Here is a 21,784-nt window from a genome sequence, read left to right as displayed (position 1 = left end):
GAACGGGGTCCAGGGGCGGGAAGCGGTGAGGTATCAGACACTCCGGGCGCGCGGACGGAGCGCCCGTGCGGCCGCGCGGTCACTCGAAGTACGCCGTGAGCAGCACCACGTCCTCCGGGGACTCCGGGGCGTCCAGCCCTTCCGGAAGGAGGGTGCGCAGCAGGTGGTCCGTGAGGGCCTCGGGGTCGTGGCGTACGGCCCGGGGGACGCCCGCGGCGGCGGCGTGCAGCCGGGCGAAGGCGCGGTCCATCGGCTCGCCGGTGCGGCGCAGCAGCCCGTCGCTGTACAGCAGAAGGGTTTCTCCTGGTGCGGGGCGCAGCTCCACGCTCGGCGCCTCCCAGCAGGCCAGCATGCCCAGCGGCGCGGACAGCGTGGTCTCCACGTACTCGGTACGGCGCTCACCGATGATCAACGGCGGGCAGTGCCCCGCCCCGGCCAGCACGATCCGGCGCCCGGCCGCGACAGGCATGCCGGGGGCCGGTGGCGTACCCGGTCCGGCACCCGTCACCGGTCCGGCATCCGTCCGCGGTCCGGCCCCCGCCCCCGGCCCGGCTCCCGGTCCCGGCCCGGCTCCCGGCACGCCCGGCGGCGCCTCGGCGAAGGCGAACAGGGCCGTCGCGCTGCGGGCCGGCTCGGTCAGCCGCAGCAGCAGTTCCAGGTCGGAGAGGACCGCGACCGGGTCCTCGCCCTCCATCACCGCGTACGCGCGGAGCGAGGCGCGCAGCCGTCCCATGGCGGCCACCGCGCCCGGCCCCGAGCCGGTGACGGAGCCGACCGCCAGGCCCAGCGCGCCGTCCGGCAGCGGGAGCGCGTCGTACCAGTCGCCGCCGCCGAGCGGCCCGGAGCCGTGCCGTACCGCGAGCCGTACGCCGGGGACCCGGGGCAGCCTGCTGGGCAGCAGTTCCTCGCGCAGCGTCGCCACGGCCTGCCGCTGGCGGTGCAGTTCGAGGAGGCGGGCGAGGTGTTCGGTGGCGTACGCGAGGTAGCGGCCGACGAGGTGGCGCTGCCGCTCGGCGGGGGCGGCGGGTTCGTCGTAGAGCCAGACCGCCGCGCCGAACCGGCCTACGGAGCCGGCCTCCAGCGGTACGGCGTAACTGGCCGCGTATCCGAGGCGGGCGGCGACTTCCCGCAGGCGGGGGTCGAGGCCGGGTTCGCCGGGGATGTCGGGCTGGGCGATGTGGCCGCGCCCGCAGGCCACGCAGCCGGAGTTGTCCGGGCCTGGGCTGTACGTACCTGGGCTGTACGTACCTGGGCTGACCGGGCCGGGTCTGTACGGGCCGCGGTTGTCCGTACGCCCGTCGTCCGACGCCGCGCCGCCCTGTAGGCTGCCCGCAGACACGCCGCCCTGTAGGCCGTTCGGTCCGGGGCCGTCCGCGCCGTGGTCGGCGGGTGCGTCGGCCGGGCATCCGTCGGTGGGCGGGCCGTCTCTCGGTGACAGACCGTCTTGCGTGGTCAGCCCGTCCGTCACCGGCAACCCGTCGAGGATCCGGCCGAAGGACTGCGCGCGGCGCGGCACGGTCTCGAGGTGGCCGATGTCCGCCCGGCCGAGTCCGAGGCCGATGGTGGTGTCCGGCCCGAGGCCGTCGGACGGTTCGAGGACCACCAGCCCGCGCCGGGCGCCCACGAGGGAGGCGCCGGCACGCAGCAGTTCCTGGAGGGCGGCGTCGAGGGTCCGCGTACGGGCCAGCCGCTCGGTGAGGCCGTGCAGCGTGGTGAGGTCGGAGATCCATCCGGCGAGCCGGTCCTGGGCGGCCGTGCGGCGGGACTCGGGCGGGGTGTCCGCCGGGGCTGATGCGGTGGCGGACTCGGCAGTGTGCGTGGGGGCGGGAAGTGCTGGTTCGATTCCAGCCACTTTCGGAACGTGAGGGGTGGTCATGGCCGACGGCTTACGTAGCGTCGGGTGAATCCCCAGGTCAGGCCGCATGTGGAGGCAGGCTGCGGCGTTTTGTTGAGTGTTGTTGAGTAATGTGTCGAACTGCTCAATTTCCTCAATAGCATCGCAAACCCCCATGTCATGCTGCTCCGCTATCAATGCCTCCACATGTACACGCCGCAGTGACACGATGTCCAGCATTGTCCCCATGGGGTTTGTGGTGTCAGCGGGACGAGGAAGTTGGCCGGAAAATATCCCCCCGAACGTCAATTTGAGGTCGACTGGCGACGTTCGACAGTGCGTCATCACCACCATGGCGGGTACGTACTCGGAAAGGCGCGGAGTCAGTTGGGGCCGCGCCGGAACTCTCCGACGGGCACGGGCGTCTAACACGGCGACGACCGCGCCGCACCGCACCCCCAAGTGGCGGATCTGCTTCACGGGACAGCAAGCGCCATGCGTGCGCCACCCTCCGCCACGTTCCACGCTCGGCGTATGGCGTGATGCGCTGCTCTGTACACGCAGTGACCAGAGATCCACGTGGCGTCAGGGGTTCGCAGGAGCCACCGAAGAACGCCACGAAGCGGCATGAACCGGCATGTAGTGCGATGGACATAGCCCTCGGCGTTAACGGAAAGGAACGAGCGCTCATGCGCGAGATCCTCGGAAGGCGACGCAAGCTCCAGCTCCGGCGCGGCGGAAGGTCGGCGCTGCTCGGTGCGGCGCTCCACTGCGCCACCGAGTGGCAGTGGCCCGTACTCCCGGGCGTCGGACTGCGGACCGGCGGGAAACCGGCGGGCGGCAAGCCGCCCGGTGGCTGGGGGCGTGCCGAGCGCGGGCCGCGCCCGTGCAGTTGCCCGGACCCGGACTGCGTGGTGCCCGGCGCGCACCCCTTCGACCCCGGGCTGTTCGCCGCCACCACCGATGCCCGCATGGTGCGTTGGTGGTGGACGAACCGGCCGACCGCACCCCTCCTGCTGGCCACCGGCGGCCGTGCGCCCTGCGCGCTGAGCCTGCCGGCCGTCGCCGGCGCGCGGGCGCTGACCGCCCTGGACCACTTCGGCGTCCGGACCGGCCCGGTCGTCGCCACCCCCACCCGATGGTCGTTGCTGGTCGCCCCGTACTCCCTCGCGGAACTGGGCGAGTTGCTGCACTCCCGGGACTGGGTGCCCAGCTCGTTGCGCTTTCACGGCGAGGGGGTTACGTGGTGCTGCCGCCCTCGCAGATCGGCGCGGGCAAGGTGCGCTGGGAGCGGTCGCCGGGCACCGGCCCGGCCGCGCCCTGGCTGCCGCGGGTGGAGACGATCGTGGACGCCCTGGTCACCGCGAGCACCAGCGCGCCGGACGGCGGCAGCCGGCTCGCTTACTGAGGCGCGGACCGGCCGGCGTGCCGACGCGCGTACTGAACCGCCAGGCTCGGGCGCGCCCGCCCGGCGCCTCCACTCTGGACACCCCCAGACCCCGGATACCCCTTCCCACCGCTCCGCGTGGACAAAGGACGCGCGGGCGGTTCACTCGTACGGGTGTGAGCTGCCCGGTGTTGGCGGGGATTCGGGGGCACGGGCCCGGTATGTGACCGTTCCGGGCCGATATGTTCGGCGCACCGTCAATCCGGCGGTCAACTCCGTCGCCCTGACAGATCCAGGTGGTCCCATGGAGCGTGCGCCGAATCTCCGCATGATCGCGCTGGCGAGCACGGTCGCGCTCGCCGTCGCGCTGCCGCTGGCGGCCGCGACCGCCGGTCCGGCCGAATCCGATCGGTCGGCGGCCGATGGCTCCGCGAGTGCTGCACATCCGGACGCTGATGTTCCGGTCGGTACGCGGGCGTCCGCCGCGCGGGGCCCGGCACCGGGCCCGTCTCGTGGCGCGCATCCGGTCCCCCGTACGGGTGCGCCCGCCGATTCCCGTACCGATCCGCGTACTGACTCCCGTAGCGGTCCCCGTAGCGATTCCGGTACGGCAGCCGACGGCCGCCGCACCACCCGCTGCGGCCCCGAACTCGCCGCACCCGAAGGAGTGGAAGCTCAAACGTGTGTGCTCACCGAGGGCGGTCTGACCTGGGGGCGTACGTACTACCGCAACACCTCCGGCAAGCCCCTGCGCGCCGTCCTGTCCCTGCTGCGGCCGGACGGCCGGACCGTACAGGCGCACTGCGACCTGCCGGCCGGTGACGAGCCCGCCACCTGTGAAACCCCGAGGGAGGCGACGGTCGGCGGCGACCGGGCGCCGTACACCGCGGTCGTGGAAATCGCCGACGCGCGGGGCGAGCGCAAGCTGCTGCGCTCCGGCAGCAACGCCGCGCCGGATGCCGGTGGTTCGGACCAATGATGGTGCGGGAGCGGCGGGTGCGTGCTGGGGGACCGGCGCGCCGGTGGGTCGCCGATGTCGTCCGAGGCGGCCGGTACGGGGCCTGACGGGGGCTGGCGGCCGTGGTGGTGAGCGGGCCGACGGGGAAGTCCGCAGTGGGCCTGAGGTGGCGGGAGGCGGGCGCACAGGAGGCGCGGTGGGCCGGTCTCGCGGGGAGGGTGCCCCGCGGCGGTGTCGCGGCGCCGGGGCGGTCCGCCCGGTCCGGCCGGACGCGGGCATGGAAGCGCCCGGTCGCTGGCGACGGGGGATGCACCAGCGACCGGGCTCCTAGAACGGTAACAAGAGATCGGCGGTTCGCAAATTCGATCGTGGAATTCCGGACGCGTATTTACCGGTCGGTACGGCGACTTGTGACCGGAGTCACGCCCGGAACGCCGTCCCGCGCCCCTCGGGACACGTTCAGCTCAGCGTCACCTGACGGTTGGTGAGGCCACCGCGGGCACGGCGCTCCTCCGGAGTCAGCGGGGCGTCCGTGGCGAGCGCCGTGGCGAGCCGCTCCGCGAAGGCGGCGGCCGGCTTGGCAACGTCGTCGGCGCCCATCCCGGAGGGCAGGTCCCAGACCGGCACGACCAGGCCGTGCGCGCGGAACGAACCGACCAGACGGGTGCCTTCGCCGAGCGAGGACGTACCGGCGGCGTGCAGCCGGGCCAGCGCGTCCAGCAGCTTCTCCTCCGGGTGGTCCATCACCCAGCGCAGGTGGTTCTTCTCGGGGTCTCGCACCAGTAGGCGCCCTCCAGGCCGTCCAGCCGGGCGGTCGGGATGGCGGCGGCGTTCGCCCGCTCCAGGGAGGCGGCGACCTCGCCCGTCGCGTTCTCGGCGTCCTCCACCCAGAACTCGAAGCCGGAGTGCACCTGCGGCTCGAAGGGCGCGTCCGGGTCCAGCAGGTCCTGCAGGCGCGGACCGTCCGCCGCGGCACGCTCGGCGGCGACCGGCGTGCCCGGCTCGGCGGCCAGCGCGCGGCGCAGCGTGTCGGCGAGGTCGCGGCTGAGGTCCCCGGAGGCGGTGTCGTTCTGCAGGCCGAGCAGGACGGCGCCGTTGTCGCGACGCAGCGCGGGCCAGGCCATGGGCAGGACGGTCGCCAGCGTCACCGACGGCACGCCCTCGGGCAGCCCGTCCTTGAGCTTCAACTCGACGGTGGCGGCGGGCACCAGCTCCCGCAGCGCCACCCAGTCGCACTCGCCCCGCAGGCCCTCGAAGGGGCGCTGCACCAGCTCGGTGACGGCGTGCGCCGCGCTCCGGCCGTGACACGCCTTGTAGCGGCGGCCCGAGCCACAGGGGCAGGGCTCACGCGCCCCGACGACGGGAATCTCGCCGTCCTTGATCTGCGGTGCTGCGGCCTTGGTCTGGGGACGGCGCTTCTTGGCCATGGCGAGGCTTTCTCCTGGTCGATCCTGGGCGTACGGACGCGTTCCGGCGCGAGCCTAGACGACTGGGCCCGGCGTCGCGGCGCGCGCTGCGGCCGGTGGCCGCGCGCTGCTCAGGAAGGGGACGGCGCGGCGCCCCGGCCGCGTCCGCCCGCCGCCCGTCCACCACTTGTGGCCGCGCAGGGCAACGGAATTGGTCCCGCGTGCCCGTTCGCCGTCGTATCGCCGTGTCGGCGCCCGGGACGGCGGGGGTACGGCGCGGCGCGCAGGGGCGGCTGCGGGGCGCGTAGGCCGGGGCGGACGGGCTCGCCGGCCGGATCGGTGGCCGACGGGTTCTCAGGCGCCTCTTAGGCACTTCGGGCCGCTTCGCAGGCCCTCAGACCGCCTCCACGGGGCCTCAAACCGCCCTCGCAGACCCTCCGGACCACTTCCCCGGGTCCTCGAACCGCCCGCGCAGGCCCTCAGGCCGCCTCCGCAGCCCTCAAGCGGCCTTCGCAAGGCCCGCAAGCCGCCTCGCTGACCGGCTGACCGGTTCACACGGCGGCCTCGGGGCCCGATGAGGCTGGTGAGGCGGTCCGGGCCTGAGCCCGGACCTCGGGAGCCGGAGGCCCTGTATCCGAGCCCGTCCGCTCCCTCACCCGTTCGAACGGTCACACTCCACCAGCGACAGCTCCGCCCTGGCGGCCGTCTCCCGCCCGGGTGCCATGTCCCGCCCGGGCCCGGTCTCCCGTCCGGGCCCGCGCCCTTGCACGACACCGTTGGTGCGCCCGTTGACCCGCCCGGCGGGCAGCCCTTCGGGACGCCCGTTGAGCCCCGCGCCGGAGAAGTCGGCGGCCAGCTCCACGGGGAGGTCCACGCGCGTAGCGAACGCGCTGCGGAGGCCGTGCAGGGCGAGCAGAGCCCAGACCGTCACCTCACCCTCCGTGTGCTCCACGCCCCATTCCTTGGCGAGGGACCGGATGATCGCCAGCCCGCGGCCGCCCTTCGCGGTGACCGACGGAGTGGCTGGTTGCGGCCGGGTCGGGCCGCCGCCGTCGGTGACCGCGATGGTCAACTGGCCGTGTCCGTCGATGCGCCACGCCGCGCGTATCGCGTCCGGTGCCGTGTCGTGGGCGGAGTCCCGTACGGAACCCGGCGCCTCCAGCACGCATATCGGACGTGCGTGCCGACACGAATTGCTCAGCAGTTCGGAAAGAATGAGTACCGCGTCGTCGACGACCGTGTCCTGAACGCCGCTTGCCAGCAGCTCGGCCCGCATGCGCCGCCTGGCCGACCCGACCCCTGACGGACCATGGGGTACGGCCATGACCGACGCCGTCGGCACCTCTTGTGCCACCATCAACGCCACCCCCGAGACCTCCTTCGCCCCACGCCACGGGATGGATGCCCCAATGGCCTGGACCGGAAACCGGCCAGTCCCGGTGCGGTGACGCACTCGTGACGATCGAATACGGGCCGAATGCGCCGGTGCACTCCCCGTGACGCCTGTTAACCCAGGCCCAGTTGGGCTCGCACCTGTTTGGGGCGATTGGTGATGATTGCGTCCACTCCCAGGCGTTCACACAGCTCGACATCCGCCTCGTCGTTGACGGTCCAGACGTGCACCTGGTGGCCCGCGCGGTGCGCCTTGGACACGTAGTCGGGGTGCGCGCGCAGGATGCGGACGCCCGGTCCCGCGATGCCCACACCGGGCGGCAGCCGCCCGTCGCGGTGGCGCGGCGTCAGGAACTGCATGAGGTAGACACCAGGGATGTCGGGGGCCGCGGCCCGTACGCGGTGCAGGGAGCGGGCCGAGAAACTCATCACCCGGACGGGCGGCGGACCCCCGTCCGACGCCCGGGTATGGCCGAATCTCTCCAGTAGGGCGACCAGCCGCTCCTCCACCTGGCCGGCCCAGCGGGTGGGGTGCTTGGTCTCGATGGCCAGCTCGACGCGGCGGCCGGCGTCGGACACGAGTTCGAGAAGTCGTTCCAGGGTCAGGACGGACGTGCGTTCCGGGTCCTCGTGCTGGCGGTCCGGCGCCTCCCAGGTGCCGTCCTCGTCCTCCTTCCAGGAGCCGAAGTCCAGCGCGGCCAGATCGGCCAGCTCCAGGGCGGAGACCGCGCCGCGCCCGTTGGAGGTGCGGTTGACCCGGCGGTCGTGCACGCAGACGAGGTGGCCGTCGGCGGTGAGCCGCACATCGCACTCCAGCGCGTCGGCGCCGTCCTCGATCGCCCGGCGGTAGGCGGCCAGGGTGTGTTCCGGCGCGTCCTCGGACGCGCCACGATGGGCTACGACGGAAATGCGGGATGGGCCCGGGGTGCGGTCCCGGAGCGGGTACGCGGTGGTCACCGGGTTATCGTGCCATCGCCCGCAGGTGGGGCGCCTTGTGCACTACCTGATCCGCATAACAACAGATGCGCCGTTTTTGTCCGGCATAAAGGATGGAGAGACAGTCACAGCCTCGGCTTACAGCGCCCTGACGCGCGGTGGGAAAGGCTGGCACCTGTGACAGTCGCCGGTACCGCCTGCCCGTAGCCCGTACGCCAGGGTTGCGCACCGCATCCTGGACACCGAACCGCATCCTGAAGGAGAGGCCGGGCCGTGGCCCGGCACCGTCGTGAAGCTGAGGAGAGAGCCGTGAGCACCGAGAACGAGGGCGCCGCCGTCCCGCCGGAGGCCCAGCCGCCGTCGGCGCCCCAGGCGTCGGACAGCGCACCCGAGTCCGGTGCGCGCCCTGCGGACGGCGCGGGCGCACGGGACGCGGCGGGCGCGCCGGGGGCACCGCATGCGCCGGGCGCACCCGCCGCGCACAACGCGCCGGGCGCATCGGGGGCGCACGACGCGCCCAGAGCGCCCTCCGCCCCCGCTCCTGCAGCCACCCCGCCCGCCGCGCCCCCGCCGCCGGATTTCGCACCGACGGCCGGCCGGACGGGCGCGACGGGCGAAGCGGCCCCGGTCGGCCAGGCAGGCCCGGCGAACGGCACCGAGCCCGGCGCCCCGACCGCACGCAGCAGTTCTCCAAGCCCACGGCCCCGCAGGACGGCCCGCACCCGGCTGACGGCTCTCACCAGGCCGACGCCCCGCACGCAGGCGCCCACGCCCAACCACCCGCCGGCGGCGAGCCCCACCCCGGCACCCAGCCCCATCCGGGCCACCCGGCCGGCGCCCCCTACCCGGGCGGTCCGGCCCACCCCGGTGGCGAAGGCCACCACACGACCACGCCGCCTCCGTACGCGACGGCGGCACACGGCGCCTCCTCGGGCGGCTGGGGCAGCCCCCCGCCCGGTTACGGAGGCGGCGGCGCGGGCGGCCCGGACGGCGTGTGGGGCGCCCCGGGCGCGCCCGCGCCGAAGAAGCGCCGCAACGGCGGCCTGGTCGCCGCCGTACTCGTCGCCGCGCTGGTGGCCGGCGGCATCGGCGGCGGCATCGGCTTCTGGGCCGCCAACCGCTCCGACACGAACTCCACGACGGTCTCCGCCTCCGGCGACCCCGAGGCGCTCAACCGCAAGCCCACCTCCGTCTCCGGGATAGCGCAGAAGGCGCTGCCCAGCGTCGTGACGATCGAGGCGCAGGGCGCGACCGGCGAGGGCGGCACCGGCACCGGCTTCGTCTACGACAAGCAGGGCCACATCCTCACCAACAACCACGTCGTCGCCAGCGCCGCCCAGGGCGGCAAACTGACCGCCACGTTCTCCAACGGCAAGAAGTACGACGCCGAGGTCATCGGCCGGGCCCAGGGCTACGACGTCGCCGTCATCAAGCTCAAGAACCCCTCCGACGCCAACCTCGTCCCGCTCCCGCTCGGCAAGTCCGCCAACGTCCAGGTGGGCGACGCGACGATCGCCATCGGCGCGCCCTTCGGCCTCTCCGGCACCGTCACCACCGGCATCATCAGCGCCAAGAACCGCCCGGTGGCCTCCAGCGACGGCGGCGGCGCCACCCCCTCGTACATGAGCGCCCTGCAGACGGACGCCTCGATCAACCCGGGCAACTCCGGCGGCCCCCTGATGGACGCCTCCGGCAGCGTCATCGGCATCAACTCGGCGATCCAGTCCGCGGGCAACGGCGGCGGCGGTTTCGGCGGCGAGAGCCAGCAGTCCGGCAGCATCGGCCTCGGTTTCGCCATCCCGATCGACCAGGCCAAGCGGGTCGCCGACGACCTGATCAAGAAGGGCCAGCCGGTCTACCCGCAGATCGGCGCGCAGGTCCTGATGCGCGACACCGGCGACGGCGCGACCATCCCCCAGAACGGCGGCGCCGACGGCTCCGCCGCGATCACCCCGAACGGCCCCGCCGACAAGGCCGGCCTGAAGCCCGGCGACACGATCACCAAGCTCGACAACACCGTGATCGACAGCGGCCCCACCCTGATCAGCACCATCTACCAGCACAAGCCGGGCGACAAGGTGACCCTCACCTACAAGCGCGGCGGCAAGGAGCACACCGCCCAGGTGACCCTGGGCCAACGCACGGGCGACAAGTGACGCGCTAGTCTGATCCCCGCGCCACCGTCACGGCGGTGCGCGGGGAGGCTTGCCCGAGCGGCCTAAGGGAACAGTCTTGAAAACTGTCGTGAGGTAACCCCTCACCGTGGGTTCAAATCCCACAGCCTCCGCACGTGTACGGCCCCTGACCGGCAAGTCTGGTCGGGGGCCGTTCGCTTCCCGGTGCTGCCTGCTGGCCCGATGGCCCCGGTCCCCGGGCGGCGTGGCTGGGACCTATGCCAGGTGTTCGATGGATACGTCGACCCACTGCTGCGCGAGGTATTCCGCAACCAGTCGGCGATGGCACTGCTGCGCACTGTGCTCGCTGCACAGCAGGACCGCGTTGTCGAGCAGTTCCTGCGGGACGGTGTTCTCGATGTGGCGACTCTGCATCAGGTCCAGGAACTGTGCTTCGTAGGTGGCCCAGCCGACGTCTCGCTTCTTGTAGTCGTCGAGCATGGGCTGGGTCGGTGCCAGATCGGTACGGTGGGTGTATTGCGTACCGCAAAGCTCGCTCAGGAAATACTTCAGGTCGTCACGTTTGGCGAAGCCGGACAATTGTGAGACGTTGTTCAGCCGCACATCGACCAGTGTGGACACTCCGGCCTGGCGCAGTAATCCAAAGAACTTTTCGGCGGATTTCTTTGTGAAGCCGATCGTGTATAGTTTCATTTATTCGGCGCCCCGTTGGTGTGGAGTTCCTCGTTGACGTATGCGATCCGCTGTTCCTGGCGGCTGAGCGCCTCCTGAAGCCGCTCGTCCGGCGTACGGAACAGCTCGGCCTGATCCAGTCCAAAAACAGCCATCAAGCGCCGCATGGCTGCGGCGTGACTCTCGACGTGGCCGTCGCTGTGAATGTGCTCGACCGTGGTTCCGTGTTCTCCGAGCACGCGCGAGACGAGTATGCAACGGTGGCAGTCAAGAGGTTCTTGCTCGGCGCACATGACGGCGATTCGCTCGTGCTGTGCACCGTTCTGCAATCGGTCGATGCCGCTGATGAAGTCAGGGGTCTGTGCGAGGCGGCTGAAATTCACCCGGCCGTCGACGTAGCAAGCGGCGTTGTCGGGGCGTGCTCCGAGTTCCTTGCCGAGGAAGACGTATTTGATGCCGGCGTCGTGCAGGGCGGGTGTCACCGAGTGCCGGTTGAACTGGGGTGTGAACCTGCTGGCGGGCGTCGACCGCACATCGGCGACTGCTGTGATCTCATGTTTTTGGAGCAGGCTCAAGAACTGCGACATGCTGTGCGTGGAGTGGCCGACTGTGTACACGGTGCTTATGGTCATGTCTTGCTGCCCGCTTCGATCTTTGCTCGCTCGATGATGGCTGCCGCTAATTTATAAGCATAGCCTTTGAACTCTTCGCCGAGGCTTACCGTGAGAAACGATTCACCCAGTTCGTGAACCTTTCCGGGCTTGTTGCGGTATGCCAGTTCGTACTCGGGGTCGGTCACCCGCATGATGTAAAGACGGCCGGCGTGTCTGAACACCGCGTCCATGGGCCGCTTCGCAGCGTCGGAAGAAGCGTTCGGGGGGTGCAGGCGCAATGTCACACGGCTCACGCGGACGAGCCTGAGAGAGTCCGGCAACGTTACTGCTTCTTCAATGGGTATCCGGTCGTTGAGGCGGCCGGGCGTGCTGTGTCCATTGGTCCATAAACTGCTTGGGCGCTGTTCCGCTGTCAGTAGCTGGTTCCATTCGGCTCTGCCTGACCTCTTCCAGTGGCGGCGAGGGTCGAGGAGCCAATTCTCGCTCTGGTAGCTGCTCGGCTGGTGGTGGAGGAGGGGTACGTCGATGATATCGAGGACTCGTGGGTCCGATCCGTCTGTGTACTGCCGCTCTTGTCTGGATATCTCGTGGTTTATTCGTGCGCTGACCGGGCGTATCCATTGCTGTGAATCGACAACCATGCCCGCGACGCATCGCTCCCCGCCTTTGCGGGAGTTTGCTAAACATACGAGCCTTTTGAAATGTGTCATGCGGCCCCCCGAAGCTGATGCCCTGGCTGCGTTCGTGAAGATTACGCAGTGCACTAACACGAAGCGACGGGTGTCACTCAAGTGACCACCTCTATCGGCCAGTTTTGGGGCGAGAGTCGGCATGCTCGGAGCGGGGCCTTGGCGAGCCGTCAGCGGGAAAGGTGCCGGGTAGGGCACATTGGCCTCCCGCCACAGGGCTGACGGAACAATGGCTCAGTTCATGCCCTCAGTGCCGGGCCGCCGAAGCGATCGTCGCGCGGGCCTCGCGTTCGGTGAGGCCGGTGTGGAGGGCCGCGGTGGTCAGGGCGGTGGCCATTTCTTGGCCGAGGCCGGATTCGTAGGCGCGGCAGGCGGCCCAGAAGAGGCGGGCGTTGCGCTGGCCGTCCGGGGAGGTGCGGACGAAGCGGAGCAGGGCCGGGGCCGGATTGGGGTGTGGGGGAGGGGAGGGCGGGGCGGACGGGTGGTGGAGGGCGTGGGGGTGCGGGTGGGGCGGTGACTGGGGTGGGAGGAGGGAGAGGAGGGGGCCGGTGCCGCGGTGGGGAGCCGTGGGGTGCCGGGGACGAGGTGGTACTCGCCTCGGGAGGTGCGGGAGCCGGGGCCGACCAGGTAGCCGCCGGTGCCGCGGATGTCGATGCCCGGGGCCAGGCGTCCCGCGGAGTTGGGTACGGGCGGGGCCGGCGGGCCGGAGAAGTAGAGGTGGCGGCCGCCGCTCGGGGTGCGGACCGTGACGGTGGGCGGGAGGGCGAAGTGGTGCTGGGCGGCGAGGAGCCGCAGGGCGGTGAGGCCGTCCGCGCCGTGCTTGGTGTCCAGGTCGATGCCGATGAGGTGGTGCGGAGGGACGCCGCAGGCGATGCCGTACGCGGTGGCCCAGGGCGCGGCTGCGAAGAGGTGGCGGACGGCGAGCGGGTCCGAGGTCGCGTCGTGGATACCGTGCCCGGGGCGGCCGCAGTCGCCGCGGCAGGGGGTGGAGGCGGGGGACGGGTCGGCGTGGTGGGGGGAGCGTACGGCGGGGAGTTTGGCGCGGGTGAGCGGGAGGACGGAGTAGCCGCGGCCGGCTGCGACGAGGGCGTGGGTGAGGGCGGTGGCGTGGGCGTCACTGCGGTGAGTGGGTCGGGCGGGCCGATGGGTGGAACGGGTGGAACGGGTGGATCGGGTGGGTTGCTGGGTGGGTTGCCGGGCGGGGTGGTCGCCGGAGTGGTTGCCGGGGCGGTCCTCCGGGCGGTCGACGGAATGGTTGCCGGGGTGGTCGTCAGGGCGATCGACGGAGTGGCTGCCAAGGAGGTCGTCCGGGCGGGTGTCGGGGTGGGAGGGATGGCTTCCGGTGGGGGTCAAGTGGGGAGAGGCCATGGGGATATTTTCGTATGGGCGTTCGATTCTGGGAAGGGGCCCATGGGGTTTCGGCCCGGAAAGGCCGGAACGGTGCGGGAACGTTTCGTCGCAGCTCAGGACCGGTGGGTGAGGAGCGCCGGGGCGTGCGCCGGCCCCTTGGGGTTGCGTGGGAGGTTTACCCGGGCTTCTTCATGCTTGAGAGGGAAGTGGCCGTTCCGGCCTGGTTCGTGCGGGGCGGGTTGGGCAAGTCTGATCACCGCGACGTCGTCAACCTCGCAGGGCGGACAGCAAGTGCCGTGCGAGGAGCGGCAGTTCGTCGGTCGGCGGACGGGAGGACGCTCCTGCTCCGCGGCCACGGTTGCCGCAGTACCGGAAGTCAGCGTGCAGCGTCCGCCGGGCCCGTGGGGGACCGGTAGGGCGTGCCCCGTAAGAGGAGAAACGTCATGGCAAACGTTCGTACCCTTCGCTCCCTCGCCGCCCTCGCCGCCCTGCCCTTCGCGGCGGCCCTCTTCGCCGGTGTGGCGCACGCCGACAACGGCGGTCTGGCGAACAACGGGTCGAGTGCGGCGGCGACGAGCCTGGCCGGCACCGGCGTGGGGCACAACAACAACGGCAACTCGACCACCACCCAGCAGGTCGCGAACGGCCCCGGCGCCTCGAACCAGAACAACACCGCGAGCGTGAACGGCCACGGCCTGACTCACATCGACCAGACCAACGCCACGGTGAACTTCGCCAACCTCTGGTGATCCGACCGGCACCGGTCGGCCGCCGTAACCGGTGAGCCCGGCCGGCCGGTGCCACTCCGCTCTTGACTTCGAAGGGTTCCTGACGGACAGTCAGGAACCCTTCGGGTGCGTGAGGGGACTGGAGGAGGGGGGAGGGGCGTGACCTCGGGTACGGGCACAACGGGAAGCGAGACCAGCGCCGTTGGCGGCACGGGCGCCCCCGCGAGTGCCGACGGCGGCACCGACGACGAGCTGTACCTCCGGCTGAAAGCCTTCGAAGGACAGGCCGCCGTAACGGTCGGCGAAGGCAAGGACCCAGTCAACGAGCCGATGATCCGCCACTGGTGCGAGGCCATGGGCGACACCAGCCCCGCCTACCAGGGCCCCGACGCCGTCGCCCCGCCCACCATGCTGCAGGCGTGGACGATGGGCGGCCTCTCCGGGCACCCGGGCCGCTCGACGGCGCACGAGGAGCTTTTCGCCCTGCTGGACGAGGCCGGCTGCACCTCCGTCGTCGCGACCGACTGCGAGCAGGAGTATCTGCGCCCGCTCCGCCCCGGCGACCACATCACCTTCGACTCCGTCATCGAGTCGGTGTCCCCGCGCAAGACGACGAAGCTGGGGGCGGGGTACTTCGTCACGACGCGGATGGACGTACGGGCGGACGGCGAACCGGCCGGGACGCACCGGTTCCGTATCCTCAAGTACGCGCCCGCCGGGCATAGGGACGGCCGAGGCCCCCGCAACCGGAACGGCCGCTCCCAGCCCTCGGGTCCCGAAGACCGAGCCGGCAGCCCCCACCCCCAGCCCCACCCCCACCCCCGCCCCGTGATCAACCGCGACAACGCCGGTTTCTGGGCCGGAGTCGCCCGCCACGAACTGCTCATCCAGCGCTGCACAGCCTGCGCGATGCTGCGCTTCCCCTGGCTCCCCGGCTGCAACAACTGCGGCGGGGAGGGGTGGGACACCGTGGCCGCCGCCGGTTCCGGCACGGTCTTCTCGTACGTCGTGATGCACCATCCGCCCTTCCCGGCCTTCGACCCGCCGTACGCGGTGGGACTCGTCGAACTGGCGGAAGGCGTACGGGTGGTGGCCGGAGTGGTCGGGGTGCCGCCGGAGGAGGTGCGGATCGGGATGCCCGTACGGCTGGAGTTCCGGACCGTGGACGAGGACCTCGTACTGCCCGTCTTCAGCGGAAGGCCGGGACCGGTGCAGCCCGGCTGCGAGCTGCCCCCACTGACCGTCCCCGTCACCCGCACCCTGATCGTCGCGGGCGCGATCGCCTCCCGTGACTACCAGGACGTGCATCACGACACCGAAGCGGCCAGGGACAGAGGCTCTCCGGACATCTTCATGAACATTCTGACCACGAACGGTCTCGCGGGCCGCTACATCACCGACTTCTTCGGCCCCCGCGCCGTACTCCGCAAGGTGGCGATCCGTCTCGGCGTGCCCAACTACCCGGGGGATGTACTGGAGTTGCGCGGCACCGTCCTCGCCCTGGACGGTGACACGGCAGAAGTACGGGTGGTGGGCACCAACCGCCTCGGCCACCACGTCACCGGCACGGTGACGGTCACCGTCCCAGGCACCGCCCCGGAGCCCGCCCCATGACCCTCCACCGCGCGGACACCCTCGGCGGCCGCGCCGCCATCGCCGGCATCGGTGCCACCGAGTTCTCCAAGGATTCCGGCCGCAGCGAGCTGAAGCTGGCCGTCGAAGCCGTACGGGCCGCGCTGGACGACGCCGGGCTCGGCCCCGGCGACGTCGACGGCATGGTCACCTTCACGATGGACACCAGCCCCGAGATCACCGTCGCCCAGGCGGCCGGTATCGGCGAGCTGTCCTTCTTCTCGCGCGTCCACTACGGCGGCGGCGCGGCCTGCGCCACGGTCCAGCAGGCGGCCCTCGCCGTCGCGGCCGGGATCGCCGACGTCGTCGTCTGCTACCGGGCGTTCAACGAACGCTCGGGCCGCCGGTTCGGTGCCGGTGTGCAGCGGCGCGAGCCGTCCGCCGAGGGCACGGCGCTCGGCTGGAACCTGCCCGCCGGGCTGCTGACGCCCGCCTCCTGGGTCGCCATGGCGGCACAGCGGTACCTGTACGCGTACGGGCTCACCACGGAGGCGTTCGGGCAGGTCGCGGTCGTCGGCCGGCGGTACGCGGCGCGCAACCCGGCCGCGTACTTCCACGGCAGACCGATCACCCTCGCCGACCACGCCGCGTCCCGCTGGATCGTCGAGCCGCTGCGGCTGCTCGACTGCTGCCAGGAGACCGACGGCGGCCAGGCCCTCGTCGTCACCTCCCTCGAACGCGCCCGTGACCTGCGGCGACCGCCCGCCGTGATCCGGGCGGCGGCGCAGGGGGCCGGCCGGGCCCAGGAGCAGATGACCAGCTACTACCGGGACGGGCTGACCGGCCTGCCGGAGTCGGCCGTCGTGGCGCGACAGCTCTGGCGGACGAGCGGGCTGCGTCCGGCGGACATCGATGTCGGCATCCTCTACGACCACTTCACACCGTTCGTGCTGATGCAGCTCGAGGAGTTCGGTTTCTGCGCGCCGGGTGAGGCGGCGGACTTCGTCGCCGCGGACGCCCTGCCGCTCAACACGCACGGCGGGCAACTGGGCGAGGCGTATCTGCACGGGATGAACGGGATCGCGGAGGCGGTGCGGCAGCTCCGCGGCACCTCCGTCAACCAGGTGCCCGGCGCCGCCGGGGTGCTGGTCACCGCGGGCACGGGCGTACCGACCTCCGGGCTGGTGCTCGGCGCGGACGGCTGACCGGAGCCGAGGGCCGAGCGGAGCCGGCGGTTGACCGGAGGCGTCGGCTGTCCGTAGGTGGCGGTTGGCCGGAGCCGGCGGTTGACCCCAGTCGGCGGCTGTCCGGAGCCGACGCCTGACCGGTGCCACCGGAACGTCCCTTCGAACGCCGTGCCGAAAAGACCCCCGGAAGGCTGAATGCGTGCGGCCGATGGCGTGTCCGGCGCGCGGCGCACCGCGGCCGCACTTTGACTCCGGGTATGGGATCGACAAACAAGATCATCCGATGGGGTGCCCTGCGCCCCACCGTCCTGCTCACGACCCTGACCGGCCTGCTCGGACTGCTGGCCACACTCCTCGCACCGGCCGCCGGCGCGGAGCCCGACCGGACCGGTCCACGCGGCCCGAACGTGTTCCAGGGCTGGGCGTTCGACACCTGCCGGACGCCCTCGCAGAGCACGCTGGCGGCCTGGAAGGGCTCGAAGTACCGCGGCGTCGGCGTCTACTTCGGCGGGCGCGGCCGGGCCTGCCCCAGCCAGCCCAACCTCACCGGCGACTGGGTACGTGCCGCCCACCGCGCGGGCTGGCGGCTGCTGCCGCTGTACGTCGGCTCACAGGCGCCCTGCGTGGTCAACAAGCACAAGCGGAAGGTGACCATCGGCAGCGACCCGGTGCAGGTGGGCACCGGCGAGGCGCAGGACGCGGTACGCCGCGCCAAGGCCCTGGGCATGGCCCCGGACAGCGCGCTGTACCTGGACATGGAGGCGTACAACCTGCGCGACGCGGCCTGCACCCGTAAGACGCTGGAGTACATCCGCGCCTGGAACCGCGAGACGCTCCGCCAGGGTTACGTGCCCGGCTTCTACAGCAGCGCCGACTCCGGCGTACGGCACATCGAGCGGGCCCGGCGGGCCGGTACGCAGGACCTGCCGTCGGTGATGTGGTTCGCGCGGTGGCACTCCAGGCCCAACCTGTACGGCGAGCCCGAGATGTCCACCTCGGCGTGGCGCCCGCACCGGCGGATCCACCAGTACGCGGGCAACGTCGCCGAGACCCACGGCGGCCGCCGGATGATCATCGACCGCAACCAGGTGGACGCGCCGGTGGCCGTGATCCAGTAGGTACCTGGCGGGTGGTGCTCCGGCGCCCGGGCGCCGGAGCACCGACGAAAGTGAGGCGGTCACCCTGACGAAAGTGGGACGGGCACCCTGACGAGGGACGAGTGGCTGTCCGCCTTTAGGAGGTAGGGGGAACCCCACCCGTACAACTTGAGGGGGAGGGGGCATCGGCACCTCTGGGCGATCCCTCACGGCATTGAGCGCTTCTAGCGTTGGAGCATGACCACGCCAGTGTGCACCAGCGCCTCCCGCGCCGCTGTGTTCCCGTCGTTCTCGTCGTACGTGCGGGCCCGCGGGCCGGTGCTCTTGCGGACCGCCCGCTCGCTCACCGCCAACCCGAGCGACGCCGAGGACCTGCTGCAGACCGCGCTGACCAAGACGTTCGTGGCGTGGGAACGGATCGAGGACCACCGGGCGCTGGACGGCTACGTGCGCCGCGCCCTGCTGAACACCCGCACCTCGCAGTGGCGCAAACGCAAGGTCGACGAGTTCGCCTGCGAGGAGATACCCGAGCCCGAGCCGGTACCGGCGCCCGACCCGGCCGAGGCCCAGGTGCTGCGGGACGCGATGTGGCGGGCGGTGCTGCGGCTGCCGGCGCGGCAGCGGGCGATGGTCGTGCTGCGTTATTACGAGGATCTGAGCGAGGCGCAGACGGCGGAGTTGCTCGGGGTCTCCGTCGGTACGGTCAAGAGCGCGGTCTCCCGGGCCCTGGCCAAGCTGCGCGAGGACCCGGAGCTGGCGGTGGCGGCGTAGGGCGAACGTTCACCGGGGCGTACCCACCACGGGCCGTGCCGCGCTCAGACCAGCCGTACCGCGTCCCCCTGGCGAATCCGTCCCGGCCGTACGACCTGCGCGTACACGCCCGCGCACGGCTGCGGCCCCATCTCCTCCATCGGCACCACCCGGTTGTGGCGCGCGGGCACCCGTAGCGCGTCCGGGTCGCGCGGCAGCCTGCCGTGCTCCAGCGTCGGTACGGCGCAGCGCGGTGTCCGGGCCACGACCCGGAGCGTGAGTTCGTCGCCGATGCGCAGGTCGCGGCCGGGCCAGTCGTTCTCGACGAAGCCGGCGGCCTCGGTGCGGATCACGACGTTGGGGCGGTAGCGCTCGGCCTCGACGGTGGTGGCCCGGGGGCCGAGTTCGGTGATCCGGTCGAGGGTGGCGCGGGTGATCAGGTGCAGCGGCGCGAAGTCGAAGAAGGTGCCGGGCGGGGCCTGTGAGGCGATCTCCAGGGTCTCGTGGGGCACCTCGGCCGCCGCGCCGGCGGCCAGTACCTCTTCGGGGCGGGAGCGTTCCAGGGTGGCCTTCTCGGGCGGGGCGTCGGCGAGGGTGACGGGCTGCCCGAGGTGCGCGGTGAGCGTCCGGTGCACGTGGGGGTCGGTGGACCGTACGGTGCGGCCGGACGGCAGGGTGATGCGTACGGCACCGTCGATGATCTCGGCCCGCAACTTCAGCAGGTCGCGCCACAGCCGTGGATTCTTCGCGCTGGCGACCTGGCCGGACGTCTGGTGCACCAACGCGAGCGCACGGTCCCCCGCCAGTCCGCGGGCGTCCGCCGAAATGTCTGGAACCTCCTCGCCCAGCAGCGATTTCACCGGATACCGCCACAGCGTGGTCACCGTTCCCACCATCGTCCCCATACCCCCAGGCTGCCACGACCGTACGACGCGAGACTCCTGATTTTCCGGTGCGGGGCGCGCGGAGCGCGTGGTAAAGGGTGAGGCGGGTGGGGTTGCGGGTGGGGGTGGGTCCTCCCCGTCGCGCCTTCTTAGGAGAAATCAGCCGACGGGGAGGGGCACGTACGCCGAGCCATGCCCTTGCGGTTTCGGTCCTGGAGCGGCGACGCGCTGTGACCGTAGCGCTACGCGTCGGTCTAAGGCAAGGGTGCTACGGAGCATCCTTGCTACTTGGCATATGACAAAGCCCCTCCACCATCCGGCGTGAGGGGCCTACCTGCTGGTCAGGCGTCGTGCTTACGGCCGGTGATCGAAGTTCCCGGCTTTGACGCCCGCGATAAGCGCTGCAAACTTGCTCCGGCTAACGACCGTCATGACGTTCGGTTCGTCACTCTCGCGAATGAAGACCGCTGCCCCCTTCGTGGCTATCTCGACACAGTTCTCGCCCCCTGCTCCGGAGAACGACGACTTCTGCCACTGCTGTTCCATGCTTGGGTGTCTCACAGTTCTCGCGCGATGTGATGGATGAGATTCCGGGAATCCTCGGTTCCGAGTGATGCTCTTTCGGCGGTGTCGAGCAAGGCCCGGTAGCGTTTCAATTCGACTTCGGCATCCAGGAAGCGTCCGCCGAAGGCGCTGTCGATCTGAACGGTGTCCAGCTGCGGTACGACACCGTTCGCGTACAGTACGGGCTGGGTGGCCTCGATGAAGTCTTCGCACGTAAAGGGCAGTACGCGGACATCCACGTTCGGCCACTCGGACACGGTGATCAGGTATTCGAGTTGAGCACGTGCCACTTTGCGCCCGCCGAATCGCATACGCAGCGCCGCCTCGTGGATGACGGCGGTGAAGTGGGGCGGGTTAGCGCGTTCGAGGACGCTGCGTCGGCGCATGCGGTGCTCGACGCGTGTGTCGACCTCGTCGGGCGGCAGGGCCGGGGTGTGTCCACGGTAGATGGCGCGTGCGTATTCCTCCGTCTGGAATATCCCCGGGATGTTCACCGACTGCATCGACCGCATGCGTGTCGCGTGGTGCTCCAGCTCGGCGATGTCGAGGAAGCCCGGCGCAAGCCGCCCGCGGTACTCGTCCCACCAGAACTGCCCTCGGTGTTCCGTCGCGATGGCGCAAAGGGAGTCGATGAGCGCGGCGTCGTCGCACGAGTAGAAGGTGGCGAGCCTGGTGAGGCGCTCGACCGAGACGCCGATGCGTCCGGACTCGATGTGGCTGATCTTGGCCTGGTCGGTCGACAGCAGGCCGGCGGCCTCACGCGCGGTCTTTCCTGCGGCCTCGCGCAGCTTCCGCAGCTCGGCACCCAAACGCGCCTGCCGTGCGGTCGGGTTGTCCCTCGCTGGCATGTCACCGTCCCCATTTTCGCTTGAGTTTGCCGTGCAACGGTGTCACGGGTCCACCAGTCGTCACCAGTACGGGTGGGCAACCTTGCTACGGAGCATGGTTGCCACTACCGTCCTTCTCAGTACCACGCCATGCGTCGGCTCGGCCGAAGTGCAGTCACTCGCGCGCCCCTTGGGCGCGCACCTGGGGAGTGGCCAGGCCACGGCAGCGGGCAGCGCGCACCCTCGCGTTGGGAGACGTAGCCATGACTCTCGCACCCCCGAAACCAGCCTCCACACCCCCCGCCGCACGCGACGCGTTCCGGTTCGACCTGCTCAACCGGGCCACCGCGCCGGGGATCGCCCGGGCCGTCGTGACCGACCTCATGACCCTGACCGGCAACACCGAACTCGTCGACGACATGCGCGTCCTGGTCAGCGAGCTGGTCACGAACGTACACCTGCACACCGACACGGCCGTCGTACGTCTCGATGTGACCGTGCACCCCGCCTCCGTACGCGTGGCCGTGTGGGACGACGCCCCGCGCAGCCGGCTCCTCAGCCTGCCCGCGCTGCTCGACGACGGGTCGGGGCGCGGCCTGCACCTGGTCGAAGCCCTGGCGTCCCGGTGGGGCGTCTACCGGCCCAACATCGACACGCGACGCCGCAAGGGGGTGTGGTTCGCGCTCGACCGGGGCGGAAGGGCCGAAGCCGCGCCGCTCGACATGGCGAAGATGGCCTGATCGATCCGTACCCCGCGAACATCCGGCGCCCCCTTCGTACCGCTCAGCGGCGGTGCGGCGGG

Annotated in this window: 16 protein-coding genes, 1 tRNA gene and 4 pseudogenes; 10 read left to right on the top strand and 11 right to left on the bottom strand. The window is 71.3% G+C overall.

Features of this window, described 5'->3' with window-relative positions; all coding sequences use genetic code 11:
- Positions 1-79: 79 nt before the first annotated feature.
- The gene (locus tag EJG53_RS42605) at positions 80-1,876 is read right to left on the bottom strand and encodes a PP2C family protein-serine/threonine phosphatase (RefSeq protein ID WP_244955231.1); all 1,797 of its coding nucleotides are present in this window, start codon (positions 1,874-1,876) and stop codon (positions 80-82) included.
- Between the two features lie 647 nt (positions 1,877-2,523).
- Here EJG53_RS42605 and EJG53_RS19785 point away from each other — a divergent pair.
- Positions 2,524-3,242 (top strand): annotated as a pseudogene (locus EJG53_RS19785) (bifunctional DNA primase/polymerase).
- Positions 3,243-3,525: 283 nt separating this feature from the next.
- Entirely contained in the window at positions 3,526-4,200 is a 675-nt protein-coding gene (locus EJG53_RS19780; RefSeq protein ID WP_125045953.1) for a hypothetical protein, read from the top strand.
- 438 nt (positions 4,201-4,638) lie between these two features.
- Here the strand turns inward: EJG53_RS19780 and EJG53_RS19775 are convergent.
- The 3 genes and pseudogenes from EJG53_RS19775 to EJG53_RS19765 all read right to left on the bottom strand — a co-directional run bounded on the left by EJG53_RS19775 (position 4,639) and on the right by EJG53_RS19765 (position 7,934).
- A pseudogene (locus EJG53_RS19775) lies at positions 4,639-5,606 on the bottom strand (DUF5926 family protein).
- Between the two features lie 631 nt (positions 5,607-6,237).
- A complete protein-coding gene (locus EJG53_RS19770; protein WP_371858806.1) occupies positions 6,238-6,942 on the bottom strand; it encodes an ATP-binding protein in 705 nt (234 codons plus the stop codon).
- Between the two features lie 149 nt (positions 6,943-7,091).
- Complete coding sequence (locus EJG53_RS19765) at positions 7,092-7,934, bottom strand: glycerophosphodiester phosphodiesterase (RefSeq protein ID WP_125045951.1); 843 nt, start codon at positions 7,932-7,934, stop codon at positions 7,092-7,094.
- 971 nt (positions 7,935-8,905) lie between these two features.
- On the opposite strand from EJG53_RS19765, the gene EJG53_RS19760 reads away from it, so the two are divergent.
- Positions 8,906-10,069 (top strand): S1C family serine protease, encoded by a 1,164-nt coding sequence (locus EJG53_RS19760; protein WP_371858703.1) that lies wholly within the window; start codon positions 8,906-8,908, stop codon positions 10,067-10,069.
- Between the two features lie 43 nt (positions 10,070-10,112).
- Positions 10,113-10,200: transfer RNA gene (locus EJG53_RS19755), tRNA-Ser, on the top strand.
- A 103-nt stretch (positions 10,201-10,303) separates the two neighbouring features.
- On the opposite strand, the gene EJG53_RS19750 is transcribed toward EJG53_RS19755, so the two are convergent.
- The 4 genes and pseudogenes from EJG53_RS19750 to EJG53_RS19735 form a co-directional block, all read right to left on the bottom strand.
- Positions 10,304-10,741: a DUF488 domain-containing protein gene (locus EJG53_RS19750; protein ID WP_125045950.1), complete on the bottom strand. Its 438-nt coding sequence runs from the start codon at positions 10,739-10,741 to the stop codon at positions 10,304-10,306.
- Positions 10,738-11,352: a DUF488 domain-containing protein gene (locus tag EJG53_RS19745; protein WP_125045949.1), complete on the bottom strand. Its 615-nt coding sequence runs from the start codon at positions 11,350-11,352 to the stop codon at positions 10,738-10,740. The genes EJG53_RS19750 and EJG53_RS19745 overlap by 4 nt, the downstream gene beginning before the upstream one ends.
- Positions 11,349-12,044, bottom strand: a complete 696-nt coding sequence (locus EJG53_RS43930) for a dual OB domain-containing protein (RefSeq protein ID WP_371858805.1) — start codon at positions 12,042-12,044, stop codon at positions 11,349-11,351. The genes EJG53_RS19745 and EJG53_RS43930 overlap by 4 nt, the downstream gene beginning before the upstream one ends.
- A gap of 226 nt (positions 12,045-12,270) precedes the next feature.
- Positions 12,271-13,142, bottom strand: a pseudogene (locus EJG53_RS19735) (bifunctional DNA primase/polymerase); the annotation flags it as partial.
- A 674-nt stretch (positions 13,143-13,816) separates the two neighbouring features.
- Here EJG53_RS19735 and EJG53_RS19730 point away from each other — a divergent pair.
- From EJG53_RS19730 to EJG53_RS19710, 5 genes and pseudogenes are all read left to right on the top strand, one after another.
- On the top strand, positions 13,817-14,122 hold the full coding sequence (locus EJG53_RS19730; RefSeq protein WP_125045947.1) for a hypothetical protein: 306 nt from the start codon (positions 13,817-13,819) through the stop codon (positions 14,120-14,122).
- Between the two features lie 231 nt (positions 14,123-14,353).
- Positions 14,354-15,307, top strand: a pseudogene (locus tag EJG53_RS19725) (bifunctional MaoC family dehydratase N-terminal/OB-fold nucleic acid binding domain-containing protein); the annotation flags it as partial.
- Positions 15,308-15,711: 404 nt separating this feature from the next.
- Complete coding sequence (locus tag EJG53_RS19720) at positions 15,712-16,878, top strand: lipid-transfer protein (protein ID WP_125045946.1); 1,167 nt, start codon at positions 15,712-15,714, stop codon at positions 16,876-16,878.
- Positions 16,879-17,117: 239 nt separating this feature from the next.
- Positions 17,118-17,978, top strand: a complete 861-nt coding sequence (locus EJG53_RS19715; RefSeq protein WP_125045945.1) for a DUF1906 domain-containing protein — start codon at positions 17,118-17,120, stop codon at positions 17,976-17,978.
- Positions 17,979-18,194: 216 nt separating this feature from the next.
- The gene (locus EJG53_RS19710) at positions 18,195-18,728 is read left to right on the top strand and encodes a SigE family RNA polymerase sigma factor (protein WP_125045944.1); all 534 of its coding nucleotides are present in this window, start codon (positions 18,195-18,197) and stop codon (positions 18,726-18,728) included.
- A gap of 44 nt (positions 18,729-18,772) precedes the next feature.
- Here the strand turns inward: EJG53_RS19710 and EJG53_RS19705 are convergent, their stop codons facing one another.
- The 3 genes from EJG53_RS19705 to EJG53_RS19695 form a co-directional block, all read right to left on the bottom strand.
- Positions 18,773-19,612 (bottom strand): MOSC domain-containing protein, encoded by an 840-nt coding sequence (locus EJG53_RS19705; RefSeq protein WP_244955229.1) that lies wholly within the window; start codon positions 19,610-19,612, stop codon positions 18,773-18,775.
- Positions 19,613-19,945: 333 nt separating this feature from the next.
- Complete coding sequence (locus tag EJG53_RS19700; RefSeq protein WP_125045943.1) at positions 19,946-20,137, bottom strand: DUF397 domain-containing protein; 192 nt, start codon at positions 20,135-20,137, stop codon at positions 19,946-19,948.
- An 11-nt stretch (positions 20,138-20,148) separates the two neighbouring features.
- A complete protein-coding gene (locus tag EJG53_RS19695; RefSeq protein ID WP_125045942.1) occupies positions 20,149-21,003 on the bottom strand; it encodes a helix-turn-helix domain-containing protein in 855 nt (284 codons plus the stop codon).
- A gap of 242 nt (positions 21,004-21,245) precedes the next feature.
- Between EJG53_RS19695 and EJG53_RS19690 the strand changes: the two genes are divergently transcribed.
- Positions 21,246-21,722 (top strand): ATP-binding protein, encoded by a 477-nt coding sequence (locus tag EJG53_RS19690; protein WP_125045941.1) that lies wholly within the window; start codon positions 21,246-21,248, stop codon positions 21,720-21,722.
- Positions 21,723-21,784 lie beyond the last annotated feature (62 nt).

This window comes from Streptomyces chrestomyceticus JCM 4735 (assembly GCF_003865135.1).
In the GTDB taxonomy this organism is placed as follows: Bacteria; Actinomycetota; Actinomycetes; order Streptomycetales; family Streptomycetaceae; genus Streptomyces; species Streptomyces chrestomyceticus.
The sequence above is the reverse complement of the archived record's forward strand: the minus strand, read 5'-3'. Positions and strand labels throughout refer to the sequence as shown.